At 58.3% G+C, this 23,345-nt stretch carries 25 protein-coding genes and 1 tRNA gene; 6 read left to right on the top strand and 20 right to left on the bottom strand.

Features of this window, described 5'->3' with window-relative positions; translation table 11 throughout:
* From KGL31_04535 to KGL31_04520, 4 genes are all read right to left on the bottom strand, one after another.
* A partial coding sequence (locus tag KGL31_04535; protein MDE2321169.1) for a hypothetical protein occupies positions 1-376 on the bottom strand: 376 nt, incomplete at its 3' end.
* Positions 377-519: 143 nt separating this feature from the next.
* Complete coding sequence (locus tag KGL31_04530) at positions 520-969, bottom strand: response regulator (protein MDE2321168.1); 450 nt, start codon at positions 967-969, stop codon at positions 520-522.
* Between the two features lies 1 nt (position 970).
* A complete protein-coding gene (locus tag KGL31_04525; GenBank protein MDE2321167.1) occupies positions 971-1,291 on the bottom strand; it encodes a hypothetical protein in 321 nt (106 codons plus the stop codon).
* Positions 1,292-1,308: 17 nt separating this feature from the next.
* Positions 1,309-1,587, bottom strand: coding sequence for a sigma-70 family RNA polymerase sigma factor (locus tag KGL31_04520; GenBank protein ID MDE2321166.1), 279 nt, complete (start codon positions 1,585-1,587; stop codon positions 1,309-1,311).
* 417 nt (positions 1,588-2,004) lie between these two features.
* On the opposite strand from KGL31_04520, the gene KGL31_04515 reads away from it, so the two are divergent.
* The 5 genes from KGL31_04515 (at position 2,005) to KGL31_04495 (ending at position 7,332) form a co-directional block, all read left to right on the top strand.
* Entirely contained in the window at positions 2,005-3,150 is a 1,146-nt protein-coding gene (locus KGL31_04515) for a DUF3300 domain-containing protein (protein MDE2321165.1), read from the top strand.
* Positions 3,151-3,217: 67 nt separating this feature from the next.
* Positions 3,218-4,204, top strand: coding sequence for a DUF2950 domain-containing protein (locus KGL31_04510; protein MDE2321164.1), 987 nt, complete (start codon positions 3,218-3,220; stop codon positions 4,202-4,204).
* A 145-nt stretch (positions 4,205-4,349) separates the two neighbouring features.
* Positions 4,350-4,859, top strand: coding sequence for a hypothetical protein (locus KGL31_04505; GenBank protein ID MDE2321163.1), 510 nt, complete (start codon positions 4,350-4,352; stop codon positions 4,857-4,859).
* A 251-nt stretch (positions 4,860-5,110) separates the two neighbouring features.
* On the top strand, positions 5,111-5,692 hold the full coding sequence (locus tag KGL31_04500) for a PEGA domain-containing protein (protein ID MDE2321162.1): 582 nt from the start codon (positions 5,111-5,113) through the stop codon (positions 5,690-5,692).
* A gap of 170 nt (positions 5,693-5,862) precedes the next feature.
* A complete protein-coding gene (locus KGL31_04495) occupies positions 5,863-7,332 on the top strand; it encodes an RNB domain-containing ribonuclease (GenBank protein MDE2321161.1) in 1,470 nt (489 codons plus the stop codon).
* Between the two features lie 60 nt (positions 7,333-7,392).
* On the opposite strand, the gene KGL31_04490 is transcribed toward KGL31_04495, so the two are convergent.
* The 12 genes from KGL31_04490 to KGL31_04435 form a co-directional block, all read right to left on the bottom strand.
* Positions 7,393-7,608 (bottom strand): hypothetical protein, encoded by a 216-nt coding sequence (locus tag KGL31_04490; GenBank protein MDE2321160.1) that lies wholly within the window; start codon positions 7,606-7,608, stop codon positions 7,393-7,395.
* 34 nt (positions 7,609-7,642) lie between these two features.
* On the bottom strand, positions 7,643-7,900 hold the full coding sequence (locus KGL31_04485; GenBank protein MDE2321159.1) for a hypothetical protein: 258 nt from the start codon (positions 7,898-7,900) through the stop codon (positions 7,643-7,645).
* Positions 7,875-8,159 carry a BrnT family toxin gene (locus KGL31_04480; protein MDE2321158.1) on the bottom strand — a complete coding sequence of 95 codons (285 nt, stop codon included), beginning with the start codon at positions 8,157-8,159 and terminating at the stop codon, positions 7,875-7,877. The genes KGL31_04485 and KGL31_04480 overlap by 26 nt, the downstream gene beginning before the upstream one ends.
* 246 nt (positions 8,160-8,405) lie before the next feature.
* The gene (locus tag KGL31_04475) at positions 8,406-9,845 is read right to left on the bottom strand and encodes a hypothetical protein (protein ID MDE2321157.1); all 1,440 of its coding nucleotides are present in this window, start codon (positions 9,843-9,845) and stop codon (positions 8,406-8,408) included.
* Positions 9,846-10,078: 233 nt separating this feature from the next.
* A complete protein-coding gene (locus KGL31_04470) occupies positions 10,079-10,849 on the bottom strand; it encodes a hypothetical protein (GenBank protein ID MDE2321156.1) in 771 nt (256 codons plus the stop codon).
* 115 nt (positions 10,850-10,964) lie between these two features.
* On the bottom strand, positions 10,965-14,036 hold the full coding sequence (locus KGL31_04465) for an Eco57I restriction-modification methylase domain-containing protein (GenBank protein ID MDE2321155.1): 3,072 nt from the start codon (positions 14,034-14,036) through the stop codon (positions 10,965-10,967).
* Positions 14,037-14,172: 136 nt separating this feature from the next.
* The gene (locus tag KGL31_04460; GenBank protein MDE2321154.1) at positions 14,173-14,751 is read right to left on the bottom strand and encodes a hypothetical protein; all 579 of its coding nucleotides are present in this window, start codon (positions 14,749-14,751) and stop codon (positions 14,173-14,175) included.
* A 281-nt stretch (positions 14,752-15,032) separates the two neighbouring features.
* Entirely contained in the window at positions 15,033-15,782 is a 750-nt protein-coding gene (locus tag KGL31_04455) for a hypothetical protein (protein ID MDE2321153.1), read from the bottom strand.
* 288 nt (positions 15,783-16,070) lie between these two features.
* Entirely contained in the window at positions 16,071-16,295 is a 225-nt protein-coding gene (locus tag KGL31_04450; GenBank protein ID MDE2321152.1) for a hypothetical protein, read from the bottom strand.
* Positions 16,296-16,426: 131 nt separating this feature from the next.
* A tRNA-Glu gene (locus KGL31_04445) sits at positions 16,427-16,502 on the bottom strand.
* Positions 16,503-16,635: 133 nt separating this feature from the next.
* Positions 16,636-18,690, bottom strand: coding sequence for a penicillin-binding protein 1A (locus tag KGL31_04440; protein MDE2321151.1), 2,055 nt, complete (start codon positions 18,688-18,690; stop codon positions 16,636-16,638).
* 656 nt (positions 18,691-19,346) lie between these two features.
* On the bottom strand, positions 19,347-19,601 hold the full coding sequence (locus KGL31_04435) for a hypothetical protein (GenBank protein MDE2321150.1): 255 nt from the start codon (positions 19,599-19,601) through the stop codon (positions 19,347-19,349).
* A 479-nt stretch (positions 19,602-20,080) separates the two neighbouring features.
* On the opposite strand from KGL31_04435, the gene KGL31_04430 reads away from it, so the two are divergent.
* Complete coding sequence (locus KGL31_04430) at positions 20,081-20,518, top strand: SUMF1/EgtB/PvdO family nonheme iron enzyme (protein ID MDE2321149.1); 438 nt, start codon at positions 20,081-20,083, stop codon at positions 20,516-20,518.
* 267 nt (positions 20,519-20,785) lie between these two features.
* Here KGL31_04430 and KGL31_04425 read toward each other — a convergent pair whose 3' ends face one another.
* The 4 genes from KGL31_04425 to KGL31_04410 all read right to left on the bottom strand — a co-directional run bounded on the left by KGL31_04425 (position 20,786) and on the right by KGL31_04410 (position 23,341).
* The gene (locus KGL31_04425) at positions 20,786-21,010 is read right to left on the bottom strand and encodes a CopG family transcriptional regulator (protein MDE2321148.1); all 225 of its coding nucleotides are present in this window, start codon (positions 21,008-21,010) and stop codon (positions 20,786-20,788) included.
* Positions 21,000-21,260 carry a BrnT family toxin gene (locus tag KGL31_04420; GenBank protein ID MDE2321147.1) on the bottom strand — a complete coding sequence of 87 codons (261 nt, stop codon included), beginning with the start codon at positions 21,258-21,260 and terminating at the stop codon, positions 21,000-21,002. Before KGL31_04420 ends, KGL31_04425 begins: the two co-directional genes overlap by 11 nt.
* A gap of 315 nt (positions 21,261-21,575) precedes the next feature.
* Complete coding sequence (locus KGL31_04415) at positions 21,576-22,373, bottom strand: acyl CoA--acetate/3-ketoacid CoA transferase subunit beta (protein MDE2321146.1); 798 nt, start codon at positions 22,371-22,373, stop codon at positions 21,576-21,578.
* A complete protein-coding gene (locus KGL31_04410; protein ID MDE2321145.1) occupies positions 22,370-23,341 on the bottom strand; it encodes a CoA transferase subunit A in 972 nt (323 codons plus the stop codon). Before KGL31_04410 ends, KGL31_04415 begins: the two co-directional genes overlap by 4 nt.
* Positions 23,342-23,345 lie beyond the last annotated feature (4 nt).

The raw sequence follows: 23,345 nt of genomic DNA, 5'->3' as shown, positions 1-23,345 counted from the left end.
CTTCCGAACTTCGGCTATTTTCCCGGTCGAATGCCACCGGTGTCCCGTGGCCCGGCAGGCCAACTGGATAATGAATTCCCAGTTTCTTGCCATCGTCAGGCTCCAGCCATACGGTCAACCCCCGTTCCATCATCTGCCGTCGGAATTGCCCCTCTGAGGACATGAGACAGACATAGAGAAAGTCCGAGTCGTTTTGTATGCCGAGAAAAACCTGAGCATCTTTGAGATAGAAGAAATGGGATGTCCACTCGGCGGCGATGCCGTCAATTACTATCTCACTATTATTCCATACACTCGACAGTTCGGCTGTCGTGCTGCATCCTCCCATAAGAACGCCGACAAGCGCGACAAGGCATGCCACACCAATGTGTGACACCGCTCTTGCGGATCGAGAAACGGGACCCCATGTGTCAGACAGTGACGTATACTGTTTCATCGGCAGAGCTGTCCGCGCTCCGCAATAACCTGGGCGATAAGCGTTGCCTGGAACAGGATGATAACGCCGACCACGAACGCTGTTTATTCTATCGTAGGGGAGTACGGAAGAATACGCCTGATGATTCCAAGCAGCCGCTCGAGTTCGCAGGGTCTCGGGAGCACCGCGAAGGCCCCCAGCCGTCGAGCCCTGGATGTGATCTCCTCCTCAAAGTGGCCGGTGACGAAAACGACCTTGATCCGCGGGTAGGCCGTCTGAACCCTCTCCAGAAGCTCAATACCGTTCACTCTCGGCATCATGAGGTCGGTGATGACGAGCTCGAAGAAATCTCCGGATTGCTCCAGGAGGCTCCACGCGATCATCCCATCGGGAGCCGTGGTCACGCTATACCCGCGCACGCTCAAGATGTTTGCCAAGAGAGCGCGATTTTCCGCGTTATCATCAACCACGAGAATTCGGCCGACCACTCGTCTCTCGTGAGAAGGATCATCGCCGCGGGTGATTTGGCAAATAGCCGTCTGCCCTCTCTCCACCCTAACGATCCTCCTCAAGCCGTTTCCGCATCTCCGTACGCAGTTCGTTCAATCGTTGCCGACGCTGTTTCGCCTTGGCCAGTTGCTGGAGGGTAAGCACGTTGCGGACCTCCAGGGCAATCTGTAGCGATTCTTGCGCGAGAGGTCCATGGAGCTTGCTGATCTGCTGGATCAGGGGTGTGAGGGATTCGGCCTTCACTGGATCCGGAGTATAGAGTTGCTCGGCCAACTGGTCGCGCGCGGCCCGGAGTTCCCGCTGCGTCGCATGGCCCTCGCCGTAATGGACGAGGAGTAAGGCTCGGTCACGTAGACAGCGCGTCATGAGTATTCCCAAAGCTCCTAGCGTAGGCGCGCCACAGCCCGGAACAGATGACGCTTCGCACTTCCGGTGCTAAGACTCAACGCCTCGGCCACATCTTGAGTCGGCCACCCTTCCAGGTGGCGCAGCACGAAGACCTCTCGCTGCCGCTGGTGCAGTTGGCGGAAGACGCGCCAGATATGCCCACGAGTTTCGAGCGGGTCATGCCAAAAGCACCACCAGGCCTTGCGCTGCCGGTCACGACAGGCATTGATCGCAACTCGCGTAAGCCACCGGTCCCACGCAACCGGGCGGTCCATGGCACTGACTCTGCCATGGCGGCGCGGTCGTCAAGGCGTCCATCCGATACGTGATCTCACTTTGAGTAACGAATGAGGCCCCCTGTTGGTTGACAGGGATCGCGTCCCTGTCCCTGACCCCCGTGCGACTTTCTGCACGTCAATCCGCGAATGGGTAGGCCACCCCTCTATTGACCTATTACGCTGGAACTATGGCGCAGGTGACGCCAACGACACGGTTCGGTCCTGATCTCGTACTTGGCCAAGTTGGCCACGCTGCACAGGGGAAGAGGAATGATGGAGCCCGGTCCGCCCAGCCCCGGCCGGAGAGGGCGGTATGGCGAATTGTTGTCAAAGGTGTTAAGATGAGCCCAGGGTCATCGACCGATCAGCCGTCATCGGGCTGAACGACACCAAGAAGAGCGAGGCAGCAGCGTGATGATGAAAGGTGCGGTACGGCGCGGATTGCTTGGAGTCCTGATCCTGGTGCTGGCAGCGCCACCCGGCGCTTTCGGGCAGTTCCAGCCGCCGCCCCCCGCAGGGATACCCGCGCCGCCGACCTTCCGGCAGGAAGAGCTGGATCAGCTTCTGGCGCCGATCGCCCTATATCCCGATGCGCTCCTGGCGCAGATCCTGATGGCGTCCACCTATCCGCTGGAGGTGGTGCAGGCGGCTCGCTGGGTCAAAGCATATCCGAACGTCATAGGTCCGCAACTGGAAGAGGCGATGCAACAGCAGCCCTGGGATCCGAGCGTGAAATCGCTGACGGCATTCCCCCAGGTGCTCGCCATGATGGACGCGAATCTGGACTGGACCCAGAGACTGGGGGACGCCTTCCTCGCCCAGCAGCCGGCCGTGATGGCTACCATCCAGACGCTGCGGGTCAGGGCGCAGGCCGCAGGCTACCTCCAGAGCACCCCTCAGCAGATCGTCGTTACCGAACCGCAGGCCATCAGGATCGAGCCCGTAATCCCGGAGATCATCTACGTCCCCATCTACGACCCCACTGTCGTGTACGGGCTGTGGTGGGCGCCGGCTTACCCTCCGTATTATTGGTATCCGCCGGGATACGTGGTCGGGGCCAGCGTGTTGTCGTTCGGTGTCGGCCTGGCCGTGGGGTCGGTCCTCTGGGGCGGCTTCGACTGGCACCGTCACCACGTCACGGTCGTCAACGTGCACAACTTCAACACCTTCAACCGAACCACCATCATCACCCCCACCTGGCATCACGATGCGAGCCACCGCCGGGGTGTCCCCTACCATGATCCAGGCGTACGGCAGCGCTTCGGCCAGGGCCCGCTGCCTGGCGCGGGCGCCCGGGAGGCGTTCCGCGGCCGTGCGCCACAGGTGCCGCAGTCATCGGGGCCGTTACGCAGCCCTGTTGCGCCGTCGATCCCTCAGACGCCTCGCCCACCAGCCGTGTTCGAGGGGCTGGGACGCGGGGGCGAGATCCGGAACTTCAGCAACCGCGGGCGCATGAGCCGAATGGGCGCGAGCGCCGCACGGCAGGCTCCGAGCGTCCCGAAGGCGCCGGCAGGAGGCGGGCGCGGAGGAGCAGATAAGGGGCCCCGCGGGCGGCATTAAACGAACCCGCCGCCTTTCAGCATGTGCGGGGAGTCTGTGAAGCATGGCAGTTCTGCAGGAGGTAAGGATGTCTGCATATAAGCGATTTGCGTGTCCTACCCTGATCGGCCGACTGGCCATGATCGTAGTGGTGGCACTGTTTATCGGCGTCGCCGGAACCCGGGACGCTGTCGCTGCCGACCCGCAGCGTCAGAAGAGCTTCGCCTCGCCGGAGGAGGCAGTCCAGACCCTCGTCGAGGCCGTAAAGACCGGAGACATGGAGACCCTCGCTACTATCCTGGGCCCGGAGGGCAGGCCGCTCATCGCGTCCGGTGATGCGGTGGCCGATACGCAGGAGCGGGAGCGCTTCGTCCGCGCCTACGACCAGTTGCACAAACTGGAACGTCCCGCTGAGACGAAAGCGGTGATAATCATCGGCCAGGATGAGTGGCCACTGCCGATCCCGGTGGTAAAAGAAGGAGACACGTGGCGTTTCGATACCGCCGCAGGAAAAGAGGAGATCCTTAACCGTCGCATCGGCCGCAACGAGCTGAATACTATGCAAGTCTGCCTGGCTTACGTTGACGCCCAGCGCGAGTACGCGCGGGTACCCCGCGAAGACGACGGGCTGCTCACTTACGCGATGAAGTTCCGTAGCGACGAAGGCAAGAAGAACGGGCTCTACTGGCCGACCAAGGAAGGCGAAGAACTGAGCCCGTTGGGCGTGTTCGTCGCGAATGCCAGGGCGGAGGGCTACTCCCGCAAGCCATCGGGCGATAAGCCGACTCCCTACCATGGCTATGTCTATCGGATCCTGACGGCGCAGGGCCCCGCCGCGCCAGGCGGCGCCCACGACTACGTCGTCAACGGCAAGATGATCGGCGGGTTTGCGCTCGTCGCTTACCCGGCGCAGTACGGGGTTTCGGGCGTCATGACCTTCCTCGTGAACTACCGGGGCGTCATCTATGAGAAGGATCTCGGCCCGGACACGGAATACGTCGCTCGCGCCATACAGACCTACAATCCGGACCAGACCTGGAAGCAAGCGGGAGCGTCGTCACCACCCACCCGCTAGCTGACGCCCACCAAGACTTCACGAAGGATCCTCTGATAAACCCCGAGCAACAGTCCTCCCCTTGAGAAGATGTTCCCAGGGCCGCCCGGGAGACGTATTATATTTTAGATGTCGAATGCGTCTGGTTTCTCAAAGGAGAACGAACATGAGACTACCGAGGAAACGTGGCGGCTGGTGGGGTACAGTCACGGCCCTGGTCCTCACAGTCATTCTCACCCTCGCGATCCCGACCGCGGCGCTGGCCAGGAACGGGGGATTCCGAGGGGGTGGAGGATTTCACGGGGGTGGCCGCGGATTTCAGGGTGGCTTCAGCCATAGATTCCACGGGGGCTTTGGCCATCACGGGTTCCATGGGGGAGGTATCCGGTTTGGGATCGGGATCGGCGTCGGATGGCCGCTGTGGTACGGGTATCCCTACTACGGTTACCCGGCATACCCTTACTACGGGTATCCAGCGTATCCCTACTACCCGTATTACGGAAATCCGTATACCACCTATCCACCCGTACAGTATAGACCGGCCGCGCCCGTTGCCCCGTCTTCTCAAGGCTGCTATGATGCTTACGGCAACTGGGTAGCCGCGCCGTGCCAGTCGCCCTACCCCACCCCGTACGCGGGCCCAGCGCTGTCAACGCCGGCGTCCCCGGGGCCCTGACGGAGCGGCTAGGCCATGCACCAGTCTGGCCGGTCCAGCGACGGCAGGGGGGCTCGTGCCTATCTCCAGTCGTGCACAACTATGGTCCGTCGGCACTAATCTACGCTGTAATCCGCGTCTTGGCCGAGCGATGCCAGAAGCACGGTATTAATGAGGCATCACAGGTAGGAGGATTTAGGAGCCGTTGCTCCAGTCCGTATCTTAATCAATGAAGCCGGGAAGCGTAGTAAACAGCAAAGGAGGTGTAGCAGATGATAAAAACGACGCGGGTTCACACTCTGGGCGTGATCGCGGCCCTGATCTTGACAAGCCTGATCGTCATTCCGGTTGGTCCGGCCCTGGCGCGGACCCATTTCTCGTTCGGCCTGAATCTCGGCGTACCGCTCGGACCTTATCCGGGCTATTGGTACCCTTATCCGTATCCCTACGCGATTCCTTATCCGCCTCCCGGCTACTATCCGCCAGCCCCGGCCTATCCGGCTCCCTATCCGGCCCCCTACGAGGCGCCGCCGGACTATCCGCCCCCCACCGCTCCGCCCTCGTTTTCTCCTGATGCCTCTTTGCAGATCGAGGTAACGCCAGAGGAGACCGAGATCGTTATCGACGGGATAAAGGTGGGACTCGCCAAGGAGTTCCACGGGCCTGCCACAGTCCCAGTGGCAGCCGGTCCGCACGTCGTGGAGTTGTACTGGGGAGGGTTCAGCACTACGGAAATTATCGTGGCCTCGCCACAGACGACCGTCGTGATCAAACGAGGCCTGGGGCCAGCAGCCCCCGTCGCTCCCTCACCCCAACCTCCATCACCGGGAGCGAAACCGCAGTCACCACACTAAGGCAGGGTCACCCGCGCGATGCTCACAGATCTCGCGTACATTGTGCAGTTGACAACCAGCAACCCTTGAACGAGTCCAGGGAAATCGAACCGTACCGGCGGAACGACTCAGAGGCACATTGTTCGACGGCGTGCCATAGGTCCAAGCCCTGATCAGAGAAGTGGAATGAGATGAGTCACACCGGACAAGGACATCGCCACGATCTCCAGGCGATTGCGCGCCGCGTGATGCTGGCGCGTGGGCTACTCCCGGATTTTTCACCCGCGGTCGTCCGGGAACTCAGTGGACTTACACCCCCGGCGACCGAGCCTACCCAGGCCATCCGTGATCTGCGAAGCCTGCTCTGGTGCTCGATCGATAATGACGACTCCCGTGACCTCGATCAGCTCACGGTCGCAGAGCCCATCGGCGGAGGGGTCGTGAAGATCCTGGTGGCGGTCGCTGACGTCGACGCGCTGGTTCCCAAGGGCTCCGCCACCGATGGGCACGCTCAGCACAACACCACGTCGGTCTATACAGCGGCCGAGATCTTCCCGATGCTTCCCCTGACCCTTTCCACCGATCTGACGTCGCTGAACGAGGATGAGGAGCGGCTGGCCATCGTGATCGAGATGGTGGTCAACTCGGACGGCTCGCTCGGCAATTCGGATATCTATCGCGCCTGGGTCGTCAACCACGCGAAGCTCGCCTATCACAGCGTGGCCGCCTGGCTCGACAGCAGGGGCTCCGCCCCTGGGCGAGTGGCCACCGTGGCCGGGCTCGACGAACAGCTCCGTATTCAGGATCGGGTGGCTCAGACACTCCGGACCGTGCGGCACGTACACGGCGCACTCAGCCTGGAAACGATCGAGCCGCGCGCCGTGTTTGAGGACGACGTACTGACTGATCTGCGCGTAGAGGAGAAGAACCGGGCTCAGGAACTGATCGAGGATCTTATGATCGGGGCAAATCGTGTCACGGCCCGGTTTCTCGAGGCGCGTGGCCTGCCGTCACTGCGCCGGATCTTGCGCTCGCCGGATCGATGGCAGCGAATCGTGGAGCTGGCGGGCCACCTGCACGCGCGGCTCCCACCCGAGCCGGACGCCGCCGCTCTAGAGGCGTTCCTGTCGACGCGGCGTCAGGCGGACCCAATGCGGTTTCCCGATCTCTCGCTGGCCGTCGTCAAGCTGATCGGACGGGGCGAGTATGTGGTGGAGGGTCCCGGCCAGACGTCTCCGGGCCACTTCGGCTTGGCGGTCCAGGCCTACATGCACTCTACGGCCCCGAACCGACGCTTCCCGGATCTGCTCACGCAGCGGCTGCTCAAAGCCGCGCTGGCTCAACATGTGGTCCCGTACAGCCTTGAGGAACTCGGCGCGCTCGCGCAACACTGTACCGAGCAGGAAGACCATGCGAACAAGGTCGAGCGGCAGGTCCGAAAATCGGCGGCCGCGCTGCTCCTTGAATCGAAGATCGGGCAGCGCTTCGACGCCATCGTCACCGGCGCATCCAAGAAAGGGACCTGGGTACGTATCATTCACCCCTCCGCAGAGGGCAAGGTTGTCCAGGGATTCGAGGGGCTTGACGTCGGCGATCGCGTCCGCGTCGAACTCCTCGATACCAATATAGAGCAAGGGTTCATCGATTTCGCGCGGGTGTAACAATGGGCACAAGCAGGATGGCACAGCGGGCCTGGCGGAGCGTCCCTCTCGACCGCGAGGTTAGAACTGAAGATGCCTGTCAATCACCGCGTCCAACTCCGCAATCGTCGCGTCATCGCGCAGTAATTTCAAATCGACAGCAAGTTCTTGAAATTTGTCTTGGACAAATTGTTCCTCAGCAATCGATTTGAGCAGGCGCATATTGCGATCAGCACCGCTATCGTCAACAAGCCATTCCGTCTTCGGATTGCCGGAAAATGATCCATGGTTACTCATCGGATCCTCCTTGAGAGTTCTAACACGACCAAACTCAGCGGCGAGCAATCGCCCGTCCGCTGGAGTGTTTTGTTAGGCGCTGAGTCGTTCGTGTCAAATCAAGTAATGATCTCAACGCATCATTTACTGAGGCCGAATCAACAAATGCCTTGGCCACATCTGGCTCAAGCATGACAACGTTGGCTCCTTCGTCTAAAATGCGTTTGTAATACTTGCCACGAACAGCTTTTGAATAATCAAAATTGTATTCGGGCCGTAATTCATCGCTAATTTTTTTTGCTTTGACTTTCATGTCGTTTCCTTTCTTGAGTGGTTGCAAGACGAGCACTGATAATTCGTACAGCTCTGTCCCTCTCCGTATGTGAGACCACAAGCAAACGCCCATGAGAAGAGTAACCCACGGTTATTAATCTTTGCTCGCCGACCGAATGGTCTGGATCATCAAAAGTTGCCGATAACAGATCATAAAATACAGTCATGGCTTCATCAAATGACACCTTGTGTTTTCTGTCATTCTTTTTTGCTTTTTCTCTATCCCATTCGAATTCCATTCATATCTTCCTTATATCGGTATGTCAAAAAGTCCGATCATTCGAGGATAATAACGACAGAAACCGTTTGTGTGAAGTGTTAATGGTTTCTATCCCTATTTTCTCCCTTGACCGCTTCCAGTTCCGCCATGATATCTGCGGACAGTCTTTTGGGCTTCATGCCAGTCTCCAGTATGCCTCTACGGTTCATGAGTTGCCGGTATCCACCTTAGACCACACTGAGAGCGTAACTCGCTGCCTCTCAATTCAGGAATTGGTACGCTTCCATCTTGACGCGAGGAACGTCATAGCCTGCTGGGACTCACGTTGAAAGTCAGCATTCGCCATTTCCTCCAAAAGGTATACTCGTGACTTTTCTATCGGCCACCCAAGCGTTGCCAAGGTGAGGCGTTCTGCGGTCCACCGGAGGTGCTCCAGAGCGATTGCTAGCGCACGATTTTCCTCCGGGTTGATCCAATCGCCGTGGACCAAGCGGTGTCGAATGTCGGAAAGAGAAATTGCATTCGGCCCGGCGGAGGCCAGCGGCCACAAGTCAGAAAGCTCTACCGGGTACTTGGACAGGAATTCCTGCAGTGCCGTCGTGAATGCTACTCGGTTCAGCTCAGGAAGCTTTTCGTACATAAGTTTCCTCTCGTTAGAGCTGAGGTTATGGGACTTAAGAAACTTCCTCAGTTCCTTCTCGAGTTCCTTCTTGATCGGCTCCCATCGTTCGGCCGATAACACCTCTTCAGGCGCGTTCTTGCCCCGGAAGAAGAATACGAGTGTCTCAACGGCTGAATATAGCCGAAGAAAGGAGTGATCGAAGATCGAGTCCTCATCAAAAACAAGCCGTTGAAGGGCCTGGCGCAGGAGGTCCTGTTGAGGGCTGGTCGCAAAGCGTCGGTATGTGCACCGAATGAACTTCTTGAAGTCCTCCGGCAATATCAGGGCCTCGTTGAAACTGTGGTCCTTCCTAATTGTTGGAGCCCGCATACTTCTCCTGAAGTACCTCGTCAATCCGGAGGAGTCAGCCGCATCCCATCCGAGACAGACGCACCTCTGCCGTGCCGCAAATGAAACAAGGAGCAGGAGATCATCCAGGAGAGTAAGCGTTTCTGGAACCCGTTCCTTTGAGGCCAACTCGAATACTGCCACGAGTTCTGGAACTCGCAAACTCCCTTCTTCGTGGTCAATACTTCGATAGTGGGTGTCGAAGGTCACTTTAGTTCCGTTCAACAGTTGGAAACGAATACAACGATGCTTGAGGATTTTGCTCGCCCCGGTAATCTTGAGCAGAAGGAACTTGTCTGGAGCGAGGAAAATATTCGGTGTAAGCCAAAAGCTGCCCTTCGCCGCCTGGAATGTGTCGACTCCGGAGGGATTCCACAGATCGTCGACTGTCAGATCATGAGGATCACCTAGAATGACGTATTCGCGGATAGCTGGACCCCATTGGGTCGAGCCGCCATATTTCTGGAACACTTTATCAGCATGGATGGCGAAGACGGGCCTTCCCTCGGAGTCTTCGATTTGGCCTGAGACAGAGAATTTGAATGGAAAGCCGAGGAGATCAGCTTGCTCGCGGGTCGGGGCGAAGCACAACTCAAGCGGGTCGCTGAGACGAACGGGGATGGTGAATGTGCAGCGTACGTTCTTGACGGTACAGTCTCCAGATTGAATCGTCGTAAACAGTACCTGCTGTTTCATGTTGACACGGCCTTGCAGAGCGTCTCGGTAGTTATTGGTTTGTCGCCCAGCGCTTTTGGATTAGGCTTCCCCCTCTGTCTCACTTATATTGACACAGAGGGGACTGTCGAACGTCGTGCGTATGAGCCGCGTTTCTCGCGCGCCGGTCTCCATGCGCCTGTTAGACACGTTGTTCTCATAAACCTGCTTCCACGCCTAGCGACACCGCGTGAAATGGCGGTAGCGGTGAACTTTCATATCTTTGGAACCGGTAGGCCAGTGGCTCTCTTCCAGTTCTCGATGGCCTCATCCGTGATGGGCTGCAGGAGGTTGTCGGTGACATCTCGGCAGAAGTGACGATGACCGTCCAAAGTCAATGCATCGAAGAGCGACTTCTTATTCTGCCCCATAAGCTCACGGTGAGTAAGCCACGCGAGGTGGTGCGATAACCATAGGCCAGCCTGCTTCTCCGGGCTGCCCCACTCAAACTTGATGCAAGTGGCCTGAAGATTCTCATAATACCCGTCGATCTGGGCGGCGTGTTCGGGATGCGCAGACCTGAGTCGGAGAAGCTGGTCCTTGACGAGCGGGATAAGAGCGTCAACGCGATCTCGCATGAAGCGTTCTGTCTCGTCAGCCATCGTCTTTCGGTCCAGGACAAGCGTCACCTCGACCACTGGACCAACGAACAGGCTGCTGAGGGTTGACTGCAACAGAGCTTGCTGTGTCGCACGAATCCAAACGTGGTTGCGTCGTGGCATTCCAGCCTGGGGAAGGTAGTCATGTCGGCCGGTAACCAGTCTACGAGCACGAGCCATGGTGTCCATTAGATCGGTTTTGGCTGCCCAAGTCTTGGCGAATCCAGGCCGTGGCTTCACGTATGCGATAGACGGTCGGAGTTCCAGGGCGCGGATGCTACAGACGAGCCAATTAACGGAGCGAGACCGCCTCCCGACTTCGGCGATCGTGTTCCGCGACACCAGCAACGCTGCAACGAACGGCGCATCTCCGTCAGAGGCAGGCATTGTGCCAGACTCGTCGCCATATATCCAGATTCGCGTCATGTGTGAGTGCTCAACGCTCCGGTTCGGCGGTGGCGGAACACCGTCCACTGCAACCGGTTGTCGGGCGTCGTTTTTGTCATCGTTCACCTTCTACAATGGCGATTTCCTCGGCCGTCAGGCCGTACAGGTCGTACACCAGCCGGTCAATCTCCGCGTCCGTCGCGTCAATCTGGCGCTGGATGATGGCCTTCTGCGCGGCAGACTTTGCGGTAGCAAGTTGCTTGTGTAAGGTCTGCATTGAAGCGACAAGTGTTACCGTGCGGTCATGGCGGGCTTTGTCGGCGCTGTTGGAGAAATCAATAACTCGGATTGGGGCTTTCTCCATGTATTGGTAGATGAGTCGGTAGCGGTACTTGCCCGCCCGGACGCCGAACGGGATACTGATGTTGCTGATCGCAAACCAGAACAGGCGACTATTCAGGATGCCGAGCAGGTAAGTGTCGTCCACGCCGAGGCAATAGGCGGTATTGGCCAGATAAATGCCGCTCCGGTCGAGGTAGAATCGCGGCTCTTTACAGATGTCGGGGAAGATGATTTTGGAGCGGTCGAAATACTCGTAGTAGTTGCAAGGTCGAAGCTCCCACCAGTAGTCGCCTTGGTCTTGACGCTTGCGAAGAGCATCCTCGAATGGCTCCAAGTGCACGACGATGCTCGGATGCTCCGTGGAAAACCAAGCCCACGCGGCACGTTCCGAAATGTGTTCTGCCCTCTTTCCAGCCTTGGCCATTTCCTGCCGAGTCCAGCCAGACGGAATGACGATGAGATGCCGCCCATCGTCCTCGATGAGGTAGCGCCGAATCTCCTCGCCGCCTAGGAAGGGTTTGATGAGTTCCGCGCTTTTCGGGTGTTCGTCGGTCAGGCGATCGCGCATAGTGTGGTCGATGACGAAGGCCCCATTCAAGCCGGTCTTGATTCCATAGAAAATCTTGGCTCCAACATAATCTCCCAGCGGCTTTCCAGATTTCATCACCTTGGCGAAAACCCCAGCTTCCTCATCCGACGTCAACGCCCACGCCTCAGCGGAGAGTCGCTCGTGCGGAATGGTAAACCGGTTGGCGCTCACGATTGCGTTCATATCCTGGAATTGCAGCGAGGGAAGCCGCGAGACTTCCACGCGTGCGGGCTGCCTGGTTTTGGCCAATAGGGGAATGCACACGTAGGTGTCTTTGGCGTTCTCGAACACGGGCAGCCCGCCGAAGTCAACGATGCGCATCACGGCGGCGTGTTTCTTCAGCACGCGGCGGAGCATCTGGCCGTAGGTCGTACGAAGGAAGCTGCTGGACACGATAAAGCTAAAGCGGCCACCATCACGGAGCAACCTGACACCTTGCTCCATGAAATAGGTGTATAGGTCCGCAGCACTGACGTATGCCTCGTAATTTTGTTCCAAATAGTCCTTGATGCTGGATAAGGATTCCTGCCTGACATACGGCGGGTTGCCGATGATGCAGTCGAAGCCCCCGGCCTTCATCGCGTCTGGGAAGCCTTGGCTCCAGTCAAACGGGTTGACCCGCTTCATTTCCTCGGGGTCGAGATTCAACTTGCCGGTGAAGTAATCCGGGCCGATCAGGGAATTGCCGCACTTGATGTTGTCGGCGAGGTTGGGAAGAGCGCGGTCGCTGAAGGGCAATAGGCCTAAGTGCAGGCTTTGGTCGGTTTCGCCTTCCAGTACCTTCAGCAGCAGAGAGAGTTTGGTCACCTCCACGGCCTGGGCGTCGATGTCCACGCCGAAGAGATGCGTCGTGAGGATTCGTTTCTTTTCCTCGATGGTGAGCCGCCATTGGCCGTTGCGGGGATCCTTGTAGACGGCCTTCTTACAGATTTCCGGCTTGTGTTCGATGTACCACTTCAAGCAGTAGTCCAGAAGGCACTGGTACGCGCCTAACAAGAATGACCCGCTTCCGCACGCCATGTCCAGGACGCGGAGCGGGGGTCTGTCCTTGCCGCCAGCCAGTTGGGTGGGGCTTCGCCCTTCAATCTGTCGGCCAACGGTGTGCTTGACGATGTACTCGACGATGTAGGCCGGCGTGTAGTAGACGCCCCCAGCCTTGCGCACTTCGGGCTTTTCCTCAACCTTGGCTTGGTGACCCGCCGTCAGTCGAATCACCTTGCCCAAGAACCGCTCATAGACGGTTCCAAGGATTTCGACGGGCAGGACACCGAAGTGATAGGGCGAACCGTAGGCGAAGTACAGGCTTTGTAGGATCGACTTCAACACCTTGTCGTCCACTGCCAGCTTCGGCGTGATCCGGTCGGGATCTTCTGGTACTCCGGTTTCCTTCTGGAAATGGAACAGCCCGGAGTTGTACTTCTGGTCGGCCCGGCGACACAGGTCGCGTATGAAGCGGGGATAAATGTCGGGCCGTTCGCACAGCTTCAAAAGTTGCTGCTCAGGTTCAAGCCCCCGGTCTTCCGCCATGCGAAGGAACACCACGCGGTCAATCGTCAGTTGTACGGCCGCGTTCAGATCATCCAAAGACAGGTCCTTATTCCGAAGGGCGATGTTCCCGGCCAGCGCGAGCCGCCAGCCCTCGATTTCCTTCAAGAACTCCACGTCCACTTCGGACGTGCCGCGCTTGCGCTTGGACGCGGCGTACTGGTCAAACGCCCCGGACCAGACGGCTTCGCGCGAAAACACGTCCCACAACTCGCGCCAACGGTCGGAGTATTCGTCGAAACGGAAGTGTTGAATTCGGGCATGGCTCGCCTTGTCGCTCGGGCGGGGGCGCGCGGTGCAATCGTACACGCCCAGTTCCTCAAAGTCGGTCAGAATGGACAGCGCGAGCTTGGCGCTCCACCCGTATCGGCGAAGCTGATAGGCGGGAGCGGGATCCGCGCTGATATTGACGCCACACCTCTTGGCCTCAGCGTAAAACTTGCTCAGGGTGCCGACACGGAACGTATAATCCGGGGCCTTCTGTTGCCCTTCCACGTCCAGGCTGTCCTCGGGAATGACTTCCCGGTACTGGGGCGCGGTCATCGCGGTATTGCGGACGTCCCAGCCTAGCGATTCAAACAGGGGGTCGATCAGCGATTGGCGGATGTGAGCTTCCTTGACGCCTGGGGCAAGAAACGCCTGGCGGTTGGTCGCGAAGTACTGGCACAGCTTGGCGATTTCGTTTTTGCCTTGGTCAACAGTCTTGCTCATGCTCACCCTTATTTTTCCTGTCCAGCCATGTTCGTCTCGCCAAGCGTTCGCGCCGATTCGCCACTCTTGCGACCGTTAACCAGCCGCCCAACTTGGCACTGAGCGGTCGGCGAAACCGGACCGCTCCAGCGGCTCGTTAGACCGCCTCTTCGATCCGCGCTTTGAGCTGTTCAAGGGCCGAGAGCGCTCTTGCGGCGAACTCAAAGGCATTACCCACCTCTGCATCGCTTTGGTCGATAACGGGCAGATTAAACTCCACCAAACTAGGATCAGCAATCTCCACGGCGACTTCGAATGCACCGAAGGTGAGAGAACCAAGTGCGGCCTGTGGCGCGGTGAACGACATCACCCCGAACTTCGGATACCATCCCGACCTGCTGCACCTCAGCTCGCCGTGTTTAAGGCGATTAGCAAGATCCGCACATACCGCCAACGCCGGATCAGCGTTCACAACGTCCTCGACAATCTGCGCGTTTTGTCCGCGGATATCTGCTCTCCGCTTCAGATAGTCCTTTGCGTTCCAGATCCAGATCAGGAGGTTGAAGGCGCTGTCCTCGGCCTCTGCATGGGACTTTAGTCCGCGAATCACGTAGCGGTGAGTCTCGCCATCTGGGAAGGTGTAGTTCCAAGAGCTGCCTTCCCCGGTCTTCTGTTTGGTAGCGGCGACGAGACGACCTAGTCGCTCGAACAGTTCAGCGATCTGCGTCTCTGTCATGACCTGTAGCTCAGCGCTGGCGGTCCTATTGGTCTAACTATTAAGTGAGCCGCGTTAGAAGCCGACAAGGGCCGGTGGCCTATCTCCCAAGACGGCTCCACTTGTCAACGTCGAATTTATTCGCAATATCCCACACTTACCCTAACCGATCAAGACTATCCGGCCGACAAACGCTGCCAGCTTCGGCGGCCTATCTCGACAAGCTCTGTGCCATGCCCTTAAGGCTCACCGGCGGCACCCGCAGGGTGACGTCCTGTGCAGCCGCTGGTGAGGCACAATTTTCATTTGCTTACCTCCTGACTCAATACGCGCTTCTCTGTCATGTTCGTATATATGATGAATGTTGCGAGCAAGGAAACGAGGATGAGGGAAGACCCAACAGTGCCGAAGTCGAGTCCGCCCTTTTCAACGGGCTTTGTAAGAAGATCCCCAAAGGTTGCTCCAAACGGACGAGTCAAAACGAAGGCAATCCAGAACACCATGACTCGATTAAGTCGAGTGAAGGTGGCGACAAGGACGACCAACCCGAGCATCCCCCCGATGAGAGCGGCCCCGCCAAAAAAACCCAGGCCGGAATCATCGGCCAGGAAATCCCCCAAGGCTGTACCCAATGTGTTGGAAAACAATATGGCCGTCCAATAAAACAGTTCCGCTTTGGTTGTTTGGATGTTACTAACGGATAACGTCTTTTCGCTGATACGCCAAACCGCCAGCACCACCAGCAAACACGCAATCAAGATCAGTGAGCCTTTCATGTAACCAAGCCCCAGGGTTCGATCCATAAAATCTGACATTGTTGTGCCGGCCGTACTTGTCGTGAGGATCACGGTCCAATACAGTACAGGATGAAACCTGGTCGCCTTAAGCTGGACAACAACAGAAATCAGGAACAGACCGATCAGAATGATAGAACTCACGCCGTAACCGACGTTCATCGTCATCGAAAGGAGATCGCCGGCTGTCTCACCGAGAGTGGTTACACAGATCTTCATGATCCAGAAGAAGAAGGTGACTTGTGCGATCTTACTCATTACTGCCCCGGTTCACAGTTATGCCTCACTATCACATGAGCCGTTTCAGAGGTCGACAAAGGCCGGCAGCCTTGTATCGGAACAGAGGGTGCGGGTACTTGAAACGTGCTCACAGCATTCAGTCGGGCTGCGGGCCGTTCAGCTTGCCGCCAACACAGCGGGATGAGACAGGGGGAAATCTCGGGGGGGCTCACGTAGGCCGATATCGATCTTCAGGGTAAGACCGTCATGCTCCACAAGACCAAAAACAACGAAAGGTGAGTTGTACCGTATGACGCGGTGGCGCGACTAGGGGCCACGCCAGAGCCATTTCCCATGAATTCGTTCCAACCGTCGCGCCATAAAATATGCAATCCATAGCCATCCCACGAAGGCGCCAATACACCCAAAAAAGAAAAGCCAGTGACCAATGAAAAAAGCAGGGATCATCCCAAGGCCGAAGCTCACCACAGACAGGATCATGACGAGTCGCCGAAAGTTTCGCTCCACGCTCCATTTTTTTTCTTCGCTCATCAGTGTAGTCACCTCCAAATCAACACCACCTTCACCACGAGGCTAGGTCGGTTGCTGCGGCGGAATAGTCACTATTTGGTCACCGGAGACTTGTCCAAAGACAGACAGACTTCGTAACCACCTAAACATATTGGTGGCCCCAACGGGTTTCGAACCCGTGTTTCGGCCTTGAGAGGGCCGCGTCCTGGGCCACTAGACGATGGGGCCATGCGGTGAAGTGACTGGATAACCCCACTCACTATAGCGAAATATGGAATCACCGCGCAACCAAAATCTACTGTCTGCGTGCGACACACAGACGGGCGTGATTCAGCGGTCGTACGAACATGCTGGAAATACGTCACTGGCTGGGGAGAGGCGGAAGGACGGCGTTATCGCTCGGCCCCGGTGAAGCGGCGTTAGTCGTTGGCAGCACTAGGGCTGAAGGCGCCAGCTCTTCCTGTCCTCTAATAAAGTATTCGCCGAAGGCATCGGGATCGCTCGATGAGGTCGGCTGTCCCGTCTTTCGATTGACCAGCACCTGAACGACCCCTTCAGGCGGGAGAAAGGCCTCAACGGGGCTATTGCCAAGGCTCTGCTTCATAAAATCAACCCAGATGGGCGCGGCTACTTTGCCGGCCGTCTCGTGAGAGCCGATCGGACGGCGTTGATCGTAACCCAGCCAGATCCCCGCCACAACACTCGGGGTATACCCGATGAACCAGAGATCTTCTGCAGCCTGAGTGGTCCCGGTCTTCGCGGCGACCGGGCGCCCGATACGCCTGGCGGCCTTACCCGTCCCGCGTTCGACCACGCCCTCAAGGACCGAGGTCAGGACAAAGGCGACCTCCTCGCGCAAGACCTGTTGCGGCTGGGGCGACTGTTCTTCGAGTACGGTCTCGCCAGGACCCACTACCCGGCGGATGGCGAAGGGCGGTGTCCAACTCCCACGATTGGCGAACGCCTGATAGGCCGACGCCATCTCCAACAGACTTACCTCAGAGACTCCAAGGGCGAGGGCGTACTCCCGCCGAAGCTCCGAGGTAATCCCAAGCCGATGGGCAAGGTCGATGACCGGATCGACCCCGATTGCGGCAATCAGGCGGACGGTCGGAACATTGATCGACTCTTCAAGCGCCTGACGAAGCGTCACCAGCCCACGATACTTACGGTCCACATTCTCTGGGGCCCACGTTTCACTTCGCCTCCCCGCACCGATCTCAAAGCTGATGGGGGCATCGTCAATAACGGTCGACGGCGTAAGTCCCCGCTCAAACGCCGCCGCATAGACGAGCGGTTTGAAGGCCGAGCCGGGCTGGCGTCGCGCCTGCACAACCCGGTTAAACTGGCTCCGGCCGTAGTCTGAGCCGCCCACCCACGCCTTGATCTCACCGGTCCTGGCATCAAGGGCAACCAGCGCCCCCTCCGGTGCCGCGTTTCCACCCTCCTTTTGTCCGTCCTTACGCTTGACGATGGCAGCAATACCCCGGCTCATCGCCTTGACCGCTGCCCGCTGCATGCCGGCATTCAATGTCGTATAGATCTTCAGCCCACCTTGGCGGACCAGGGTCTGGCTCAAGCGCGTCTCAAGATACTGTCGGACATAATCGACGAACCATGGCGCCATGCCCTTCGATCGAAACATCGGATTCACCGAAACAGGCGTAAGATTGGCCCGGCGCGCCTGGGCCTGTTTGAGCGCGCCTGTTGCCGCCATCCGGTCCAGTACGTACTGCCGACGCGCCTTGGCGCGCTTGGCATCGATCAGCGGCGAGTACCTGCCGGGCGCGCGGGGAAGTCCGGCGAGCAGCGCCGCTTCCGGCAGGGTGAGTTCCGTGACGCTTTTGCTGAAATAGGTCCGTGCGGCTGCCTCGACCCCGTACGCCCCATGACCGAAATAAATGGAATTCAGGTACATCTCCAGGATCTGATCTTTTGTGTAGCGCTGTTCGAGTTCACTGGCAAGCTGCAGCTCCTTGACCTTCCGTCCGATAGTCCGCTCGTGGCTTAAAAACAGAGTCTTCGCAAGTTGCTGCGTGATGGTACTGCCCCCTTCCTTTACGGAAACAGACATAAGATTTCTCACGGCTGCCCTGGCGATCCCTTGCAGGTCAAGCGCCCCATGCTCATAAAAGCGGGCGTCCTCGGCGGCGATGATAGCCTGTCGTAACTTCAAGGGAATCCGGGAAAGCGGGACAAAGACCCGGTATTCCGGAACAACGGAGCTGAGCACCCTTTCTTCATCATCGTAAAGGAGGCTTGGCTCGCCGGGCTGAAAGATCGCCAGTTGTGGCAGGTTGGGCAGATCCTCCTCGCGCGCCGGAGGGGCTCCCCATGCAGTGGCGCCGAGTGTCGCGCTTATCAGAAGGGCAACGACTATCGCTCGCCATTTGGCTCTAGAGTAGTTCGTTCGCATTACAACGATCGATCTGAACCAAGCATCAGCAATACCAGGTGTTGGTAAAGACAGCTCTGGACCTTAACGCATGTTTCCCCGTCAGCGCCCATTCCAGCATGCACACACGCATCCCCTCGCGCTCTGTCATCTCGCCACCTCAGTGATCAATGAACATTTCGTAGTACGCACATACCGGCGGGCCACCAGGGGGCACTTACTCCGCAACCACATTCACTATACCACGGAATATCGCCCTATTGATGCATTCCATTGGCCGGGATTTGTCCTCGGGACCGATCGGCCGCGGCGATCAAAACATCGCCTACGAGATCCAGAGCGGTAGGACCTAAGCCGGAGACGTTACCGGCCGCTGTGGGACGTCCATCAGTCCGAATGGAGTGCGGAAGCGGTGGCCACCGGTCAGAATCTACGCCAGACCGAGTGGATGGGCGGGGTAGCAGGCGCGGTGGCGGCGCACGGGCTCGCCACCCGCGACGAATAGGGATACGCGGTGCGACGACAATGAGTCCATCTCCCTCGTTCTCGCAGGCTGCCTTCAGCCGTTTCCACCAGACGGCCGCGTTGGGCAATGCGGCCAGCCACTATGCAATGATTCGCTTCTCCGATCCTGGCGAAAAAGCTGATGGAGGGGCCGGGTCCCAACCAAGGGGCGCCTATCGAAGCAATTGCTCGTAGGTCGCCACGTCAAAGCCGACCACAAGCGTGCGTCCCTTCCGAAGGGTCGGGGCTCGCAGGTTCCCGCTCGGGCCCAGCAGGAGCGCCAAAAGCTGAGCCCTGTCCGGCTTGTCCTTCCGCAGGTCAACGTGGATAACCTTCTGCCCTTTCGTCGCGTAGATCTCGTCCACCTCTCGAACCAGCGCAAGCGCCTCCTGATCCTTCAGGGTTGTTTTCTTCGCATCCACCTGCACCCCGATCTCGACACGATGTTTCGCAAGAAACTCTTGCGTCTTGGTGCAGCTCTTTCACCCAGGGCGGTGGTATCTCCAATCAACTCGTCCCATTGGAATCTCCTCCATCAGGCCATCATGATAGATACAGACGGTCCAGACTGCACGCTCAAGGGTTCCGCTAGAGGGCGCTCGCAACAGCGCTAAGAGGCTTGCCTGGCCATCAATCCCTCCGTGTGATTTCCATGCCCCATCGTGACGGATACCCGCGTCGTGTGCAAGGAGAAAGTTCTCGTCTTCCCACGCCAGATGGGTGACCGACGAGTGTCGACTCTAGCCTTCGAGACTCTTGCCCCATGCAGCAGCATCAAGAGCCGTTACTGACGGACATCAAGTAGATCTTGGCCGGCAATCTGTTGAGACCGGTCTACCGGCTGCGGAGCGATGAGGTTTGACATGTTCACGCTGTCGGGTCTGAGGCCCCTGGGCAGGATGCACCTGTGTGCCACGTGAGTTACTTTGAGGCAGATGCCTTTACGAAGTGGGCGGGCAAGCGTCTGCCCACCGAAGCTGAATGGGAAGTTGCAGCGCAGGCCTTAGGCGTTCAGGTAATAGAGGGCAACTTCCTCGACTCTGCAGCGTACCATCCCGTCCCACTTGGCGACCGGAGAACAGGGAACGTACAACCTCTCCAGATGTGTGGCGATGTCTGGGAATGGAGCGACAGCGCGTATCTGCCGTATCCCGGCTATCGAGCGGCGGAGGGGGCGCTCGGAGAGTACAATGGTAAGTTTATGGTGAACCAAATGGTTCTCAGGGGTGGTTCCTGCGTCACACCAAGAGATCATATCCGGATCAGCTACCGCAACTACTTTCAGCCCGAGAAGCGGTGGCAATTCACGGGAATTCGTTTGGCCGAGGACATACGGGGAGATTAGTCCCCAGCCTTGCTCCCGATGATCGCCAGTTGCCTCGCGAGCAGGATGCTGGTCCAAGATACCTTGATGAAGGGTAATGAACCAAGCATGGGCAAGACAGGGCACTGCAACCGATACATGAGACTCAAGATGGCGGGGGTGTATTCTTTACCCCACTCGGCGGGTAGGCGCGGTTCCCGTGAGCATCATCAAACTACACTTTGGCGCCTCACGAGGCGCTTGAGCCGCCGAGCGCAGTGAGAACAGCTCTAAGCCTGGTTCGACCACCTATGCATGCTTCTGCAAACGCTCAGCGATCCAGACCTTAATGATTGATTGACGAGTCACGCCGAGTCGCTTGGCCTCTTTATCGAGTGATTCGATCATCCAGACCGGAAAATCAACGTTCACCCTTCGCTGTTGGCTCCCGGGGCGAATGGCCTTCGACAGATCGAGATGTCTCAGGATACTTTCGCCCTTATCGAATTTCTCGTCGAACGCTTTAGCTTTCATAAATGTGGATCTCCTCACGTCGTGAACGACGGACTGAGATAATTCGCGTCTTGTCGCTTCTGTGGGTAAAGACCGCGGACCAGTGCCTTCGATCGATAAGACCTATGACAATAGAGCGCGTTTCATCGTCTGTTTTCGCTGGGATTTCAACCCGTTCGGAGTCTTCCCAGAGACGTTGCGCTTCTATGAAGTCGATCCCGTGTTTTGCCTTGTTTCTTCGACTTTTTTCCTCGCCGTATTCAAATTCCATTAAAGTATAAAATATATACCTTTTTAATGGCTGTCAAGTCCGAATGCTGTTCCTCACTATGAGTCGAATGCCCCGATTGAGGCGCGAGCGATTATCGAAATCCTGTGCTACTGCACGGTCACTAAGCTGCACCAGTATCGGAACGCCTGGCCGAGTTCAATTGGAACAGATAGCCGGTTTGCGAGCGAAATGGGTGGGTTGGCGGAGGGTTTCGATAAGGGCACGTAACGCCGGCTCCCAGCGTTTGGAAGAATCTTGCCGAATGGGATCGGGCATATTCGCTGCCCCATGTCGAGTCGAGGAGCCCTACCGTCGTTAGTCTGCGGCGGTCCCGCCGATGATGGCTCGGTCGGGGTCGATCTCTTCCCGAAGGATGCGAAGCTCCTCAGCAGTCGGGGGTGCAAGCTCTTCAAGTTGTTGCGCAATGAGCGGCGTGAACTCCATCTCCTTCAGGGCGTCATCCACGGTCAGGCCGCGCAGGACCCCCAGCAGGGTCATCTGCTTGGTCTGCTCATCGAATCCGTACAACGCCTTGGATGTGACCACTCGCCAGGGCCCGGTATCTTTCGGTAAGCCGGCCCGCTCGCGCGCCCCGGGTGTGCCATCCAGATACCCGGGTGAGGTCACGAAATCGACCTTCTCCACGAAACGGCGGCGTTCGTGCTTGAAGACGATCACTGTCTGCCAGCACTGGGACAACACCTCGTTCGCCCCTCCGCTCCCCGGAAACCGCTTCTCCGGACGGTGGTAGTCGCGCCCGACCATGGTCGAGTTGATGTTGCCGAACCGGTCGATCTGGGTGGCGCCAAGGACGCCCATATCGATCATCCCGAGCTGGGCCTGCGCGAAGATGGTGTTCATGCTGGTCCAGGCGAGCGATCGATAGCAGTTGCGTGGCCCGCCCATCGTGAAGCGGACGAACGGAGTCTCTGGCAGCGCGCCGACCGCACCGAATTCGTAGACCTGGGCCATCCGGGGAGCATGCAGGCGCTGAGCCAAGATCGCGGCGATCTGCGGCATCCCATAGCCGATAAAGACCAACGTACCGTCCTTTATCAGCCGAGCGCACTGGCAGATCATGAACTCTGATTCGCTGAACTCGCTCCCGTTCAATGATACCCCTCCTTGATCATCGCCTGTCGCTTCAGTTCCAGGAGACTCACCATCCCCACCCGCTTCTCCAGAAACTCCTCATGCGAGGCCACGCTGTAGATATATTTGTCGAGATAGACGGCCATCTTCTGTTCGTCGCGTGAGGCGATCATGAACTCCAGGAAGTGCGCGGTATCCATCTCGTAGAGCCCCTGCGTCCCGCCGGGCAGACACCCAAACGGGGCGTAGACGACGGCATCCACCATGTAGTACGGGATGGTGGTCTTCGAAGGCTCCTTGCGGATATCGTCGGTCGTGATGATCTCCTCGGTTGAGAGGATAGTCCGTTTGGAGGCCATCGCCGTCTCGAGGGGTGAGACACCCGGACCGAAGCAGCGAGCGTTCCCATAGATATCGCACTGATGGACATGGATCAGCCCCACATCGGGGTTCACGGCGGGAATCAGCGCGATCGGCTTGCCGGTAAAGGGATCCTGCACCACCTTGGCGCCGGAATAGGTCAGCGTGTCGGTGGCCAGCAGATTCCTGGTCGGTAGAAACGGTACCCCCATCGCTCCGGCCAGGTGGCGTAGCGTCAAGGTCCCGTTCGTCCACTCGGTCACCTTGATCCGCCCATCCTCTACCAACTTACTGATCAGGCGGCCAAGACCCAGGAAGCCCACATCGACGCCTCGCAAGCAGCCTCCGGCCGCCAGCAGCGTGGTCTCCATTAGCGTGAACTTGGCCGCAAACCAGAGCTGCGTTCGCCGTTGGCGAATGATCTCACGAACGAGCGAAGCCGGGCCTCGGGTAAAGGAGGAGAAGTCGAAGCTGACGTAATCGCCGTCCTTCACGTACCGGCGAACCGCTTCAGCCTCGGGCATGACCTTATCCACCAGCTCCCGCCGCTTCCCGGTCCGCATGAAAGCGCGCAGATCGTCCGGGTCTGTCACGCTGAATTCACCGACTCCCGCCTGCAGCACATCCATGCTC

The organism is Candidatus Methylomirabilota bacterium (assembly GCA_028870115.1).
Classification (GTDB): Bacteria; Methylomirabilota; Methylomirabilia; order Methylomirabilales; family Methylomirabilaceae; genus Methylomirabilis.
Note: the sequence above shows the minus strand (reverse complement) of the source record. Positions and strands in the feature narration are given on the sequence as shown.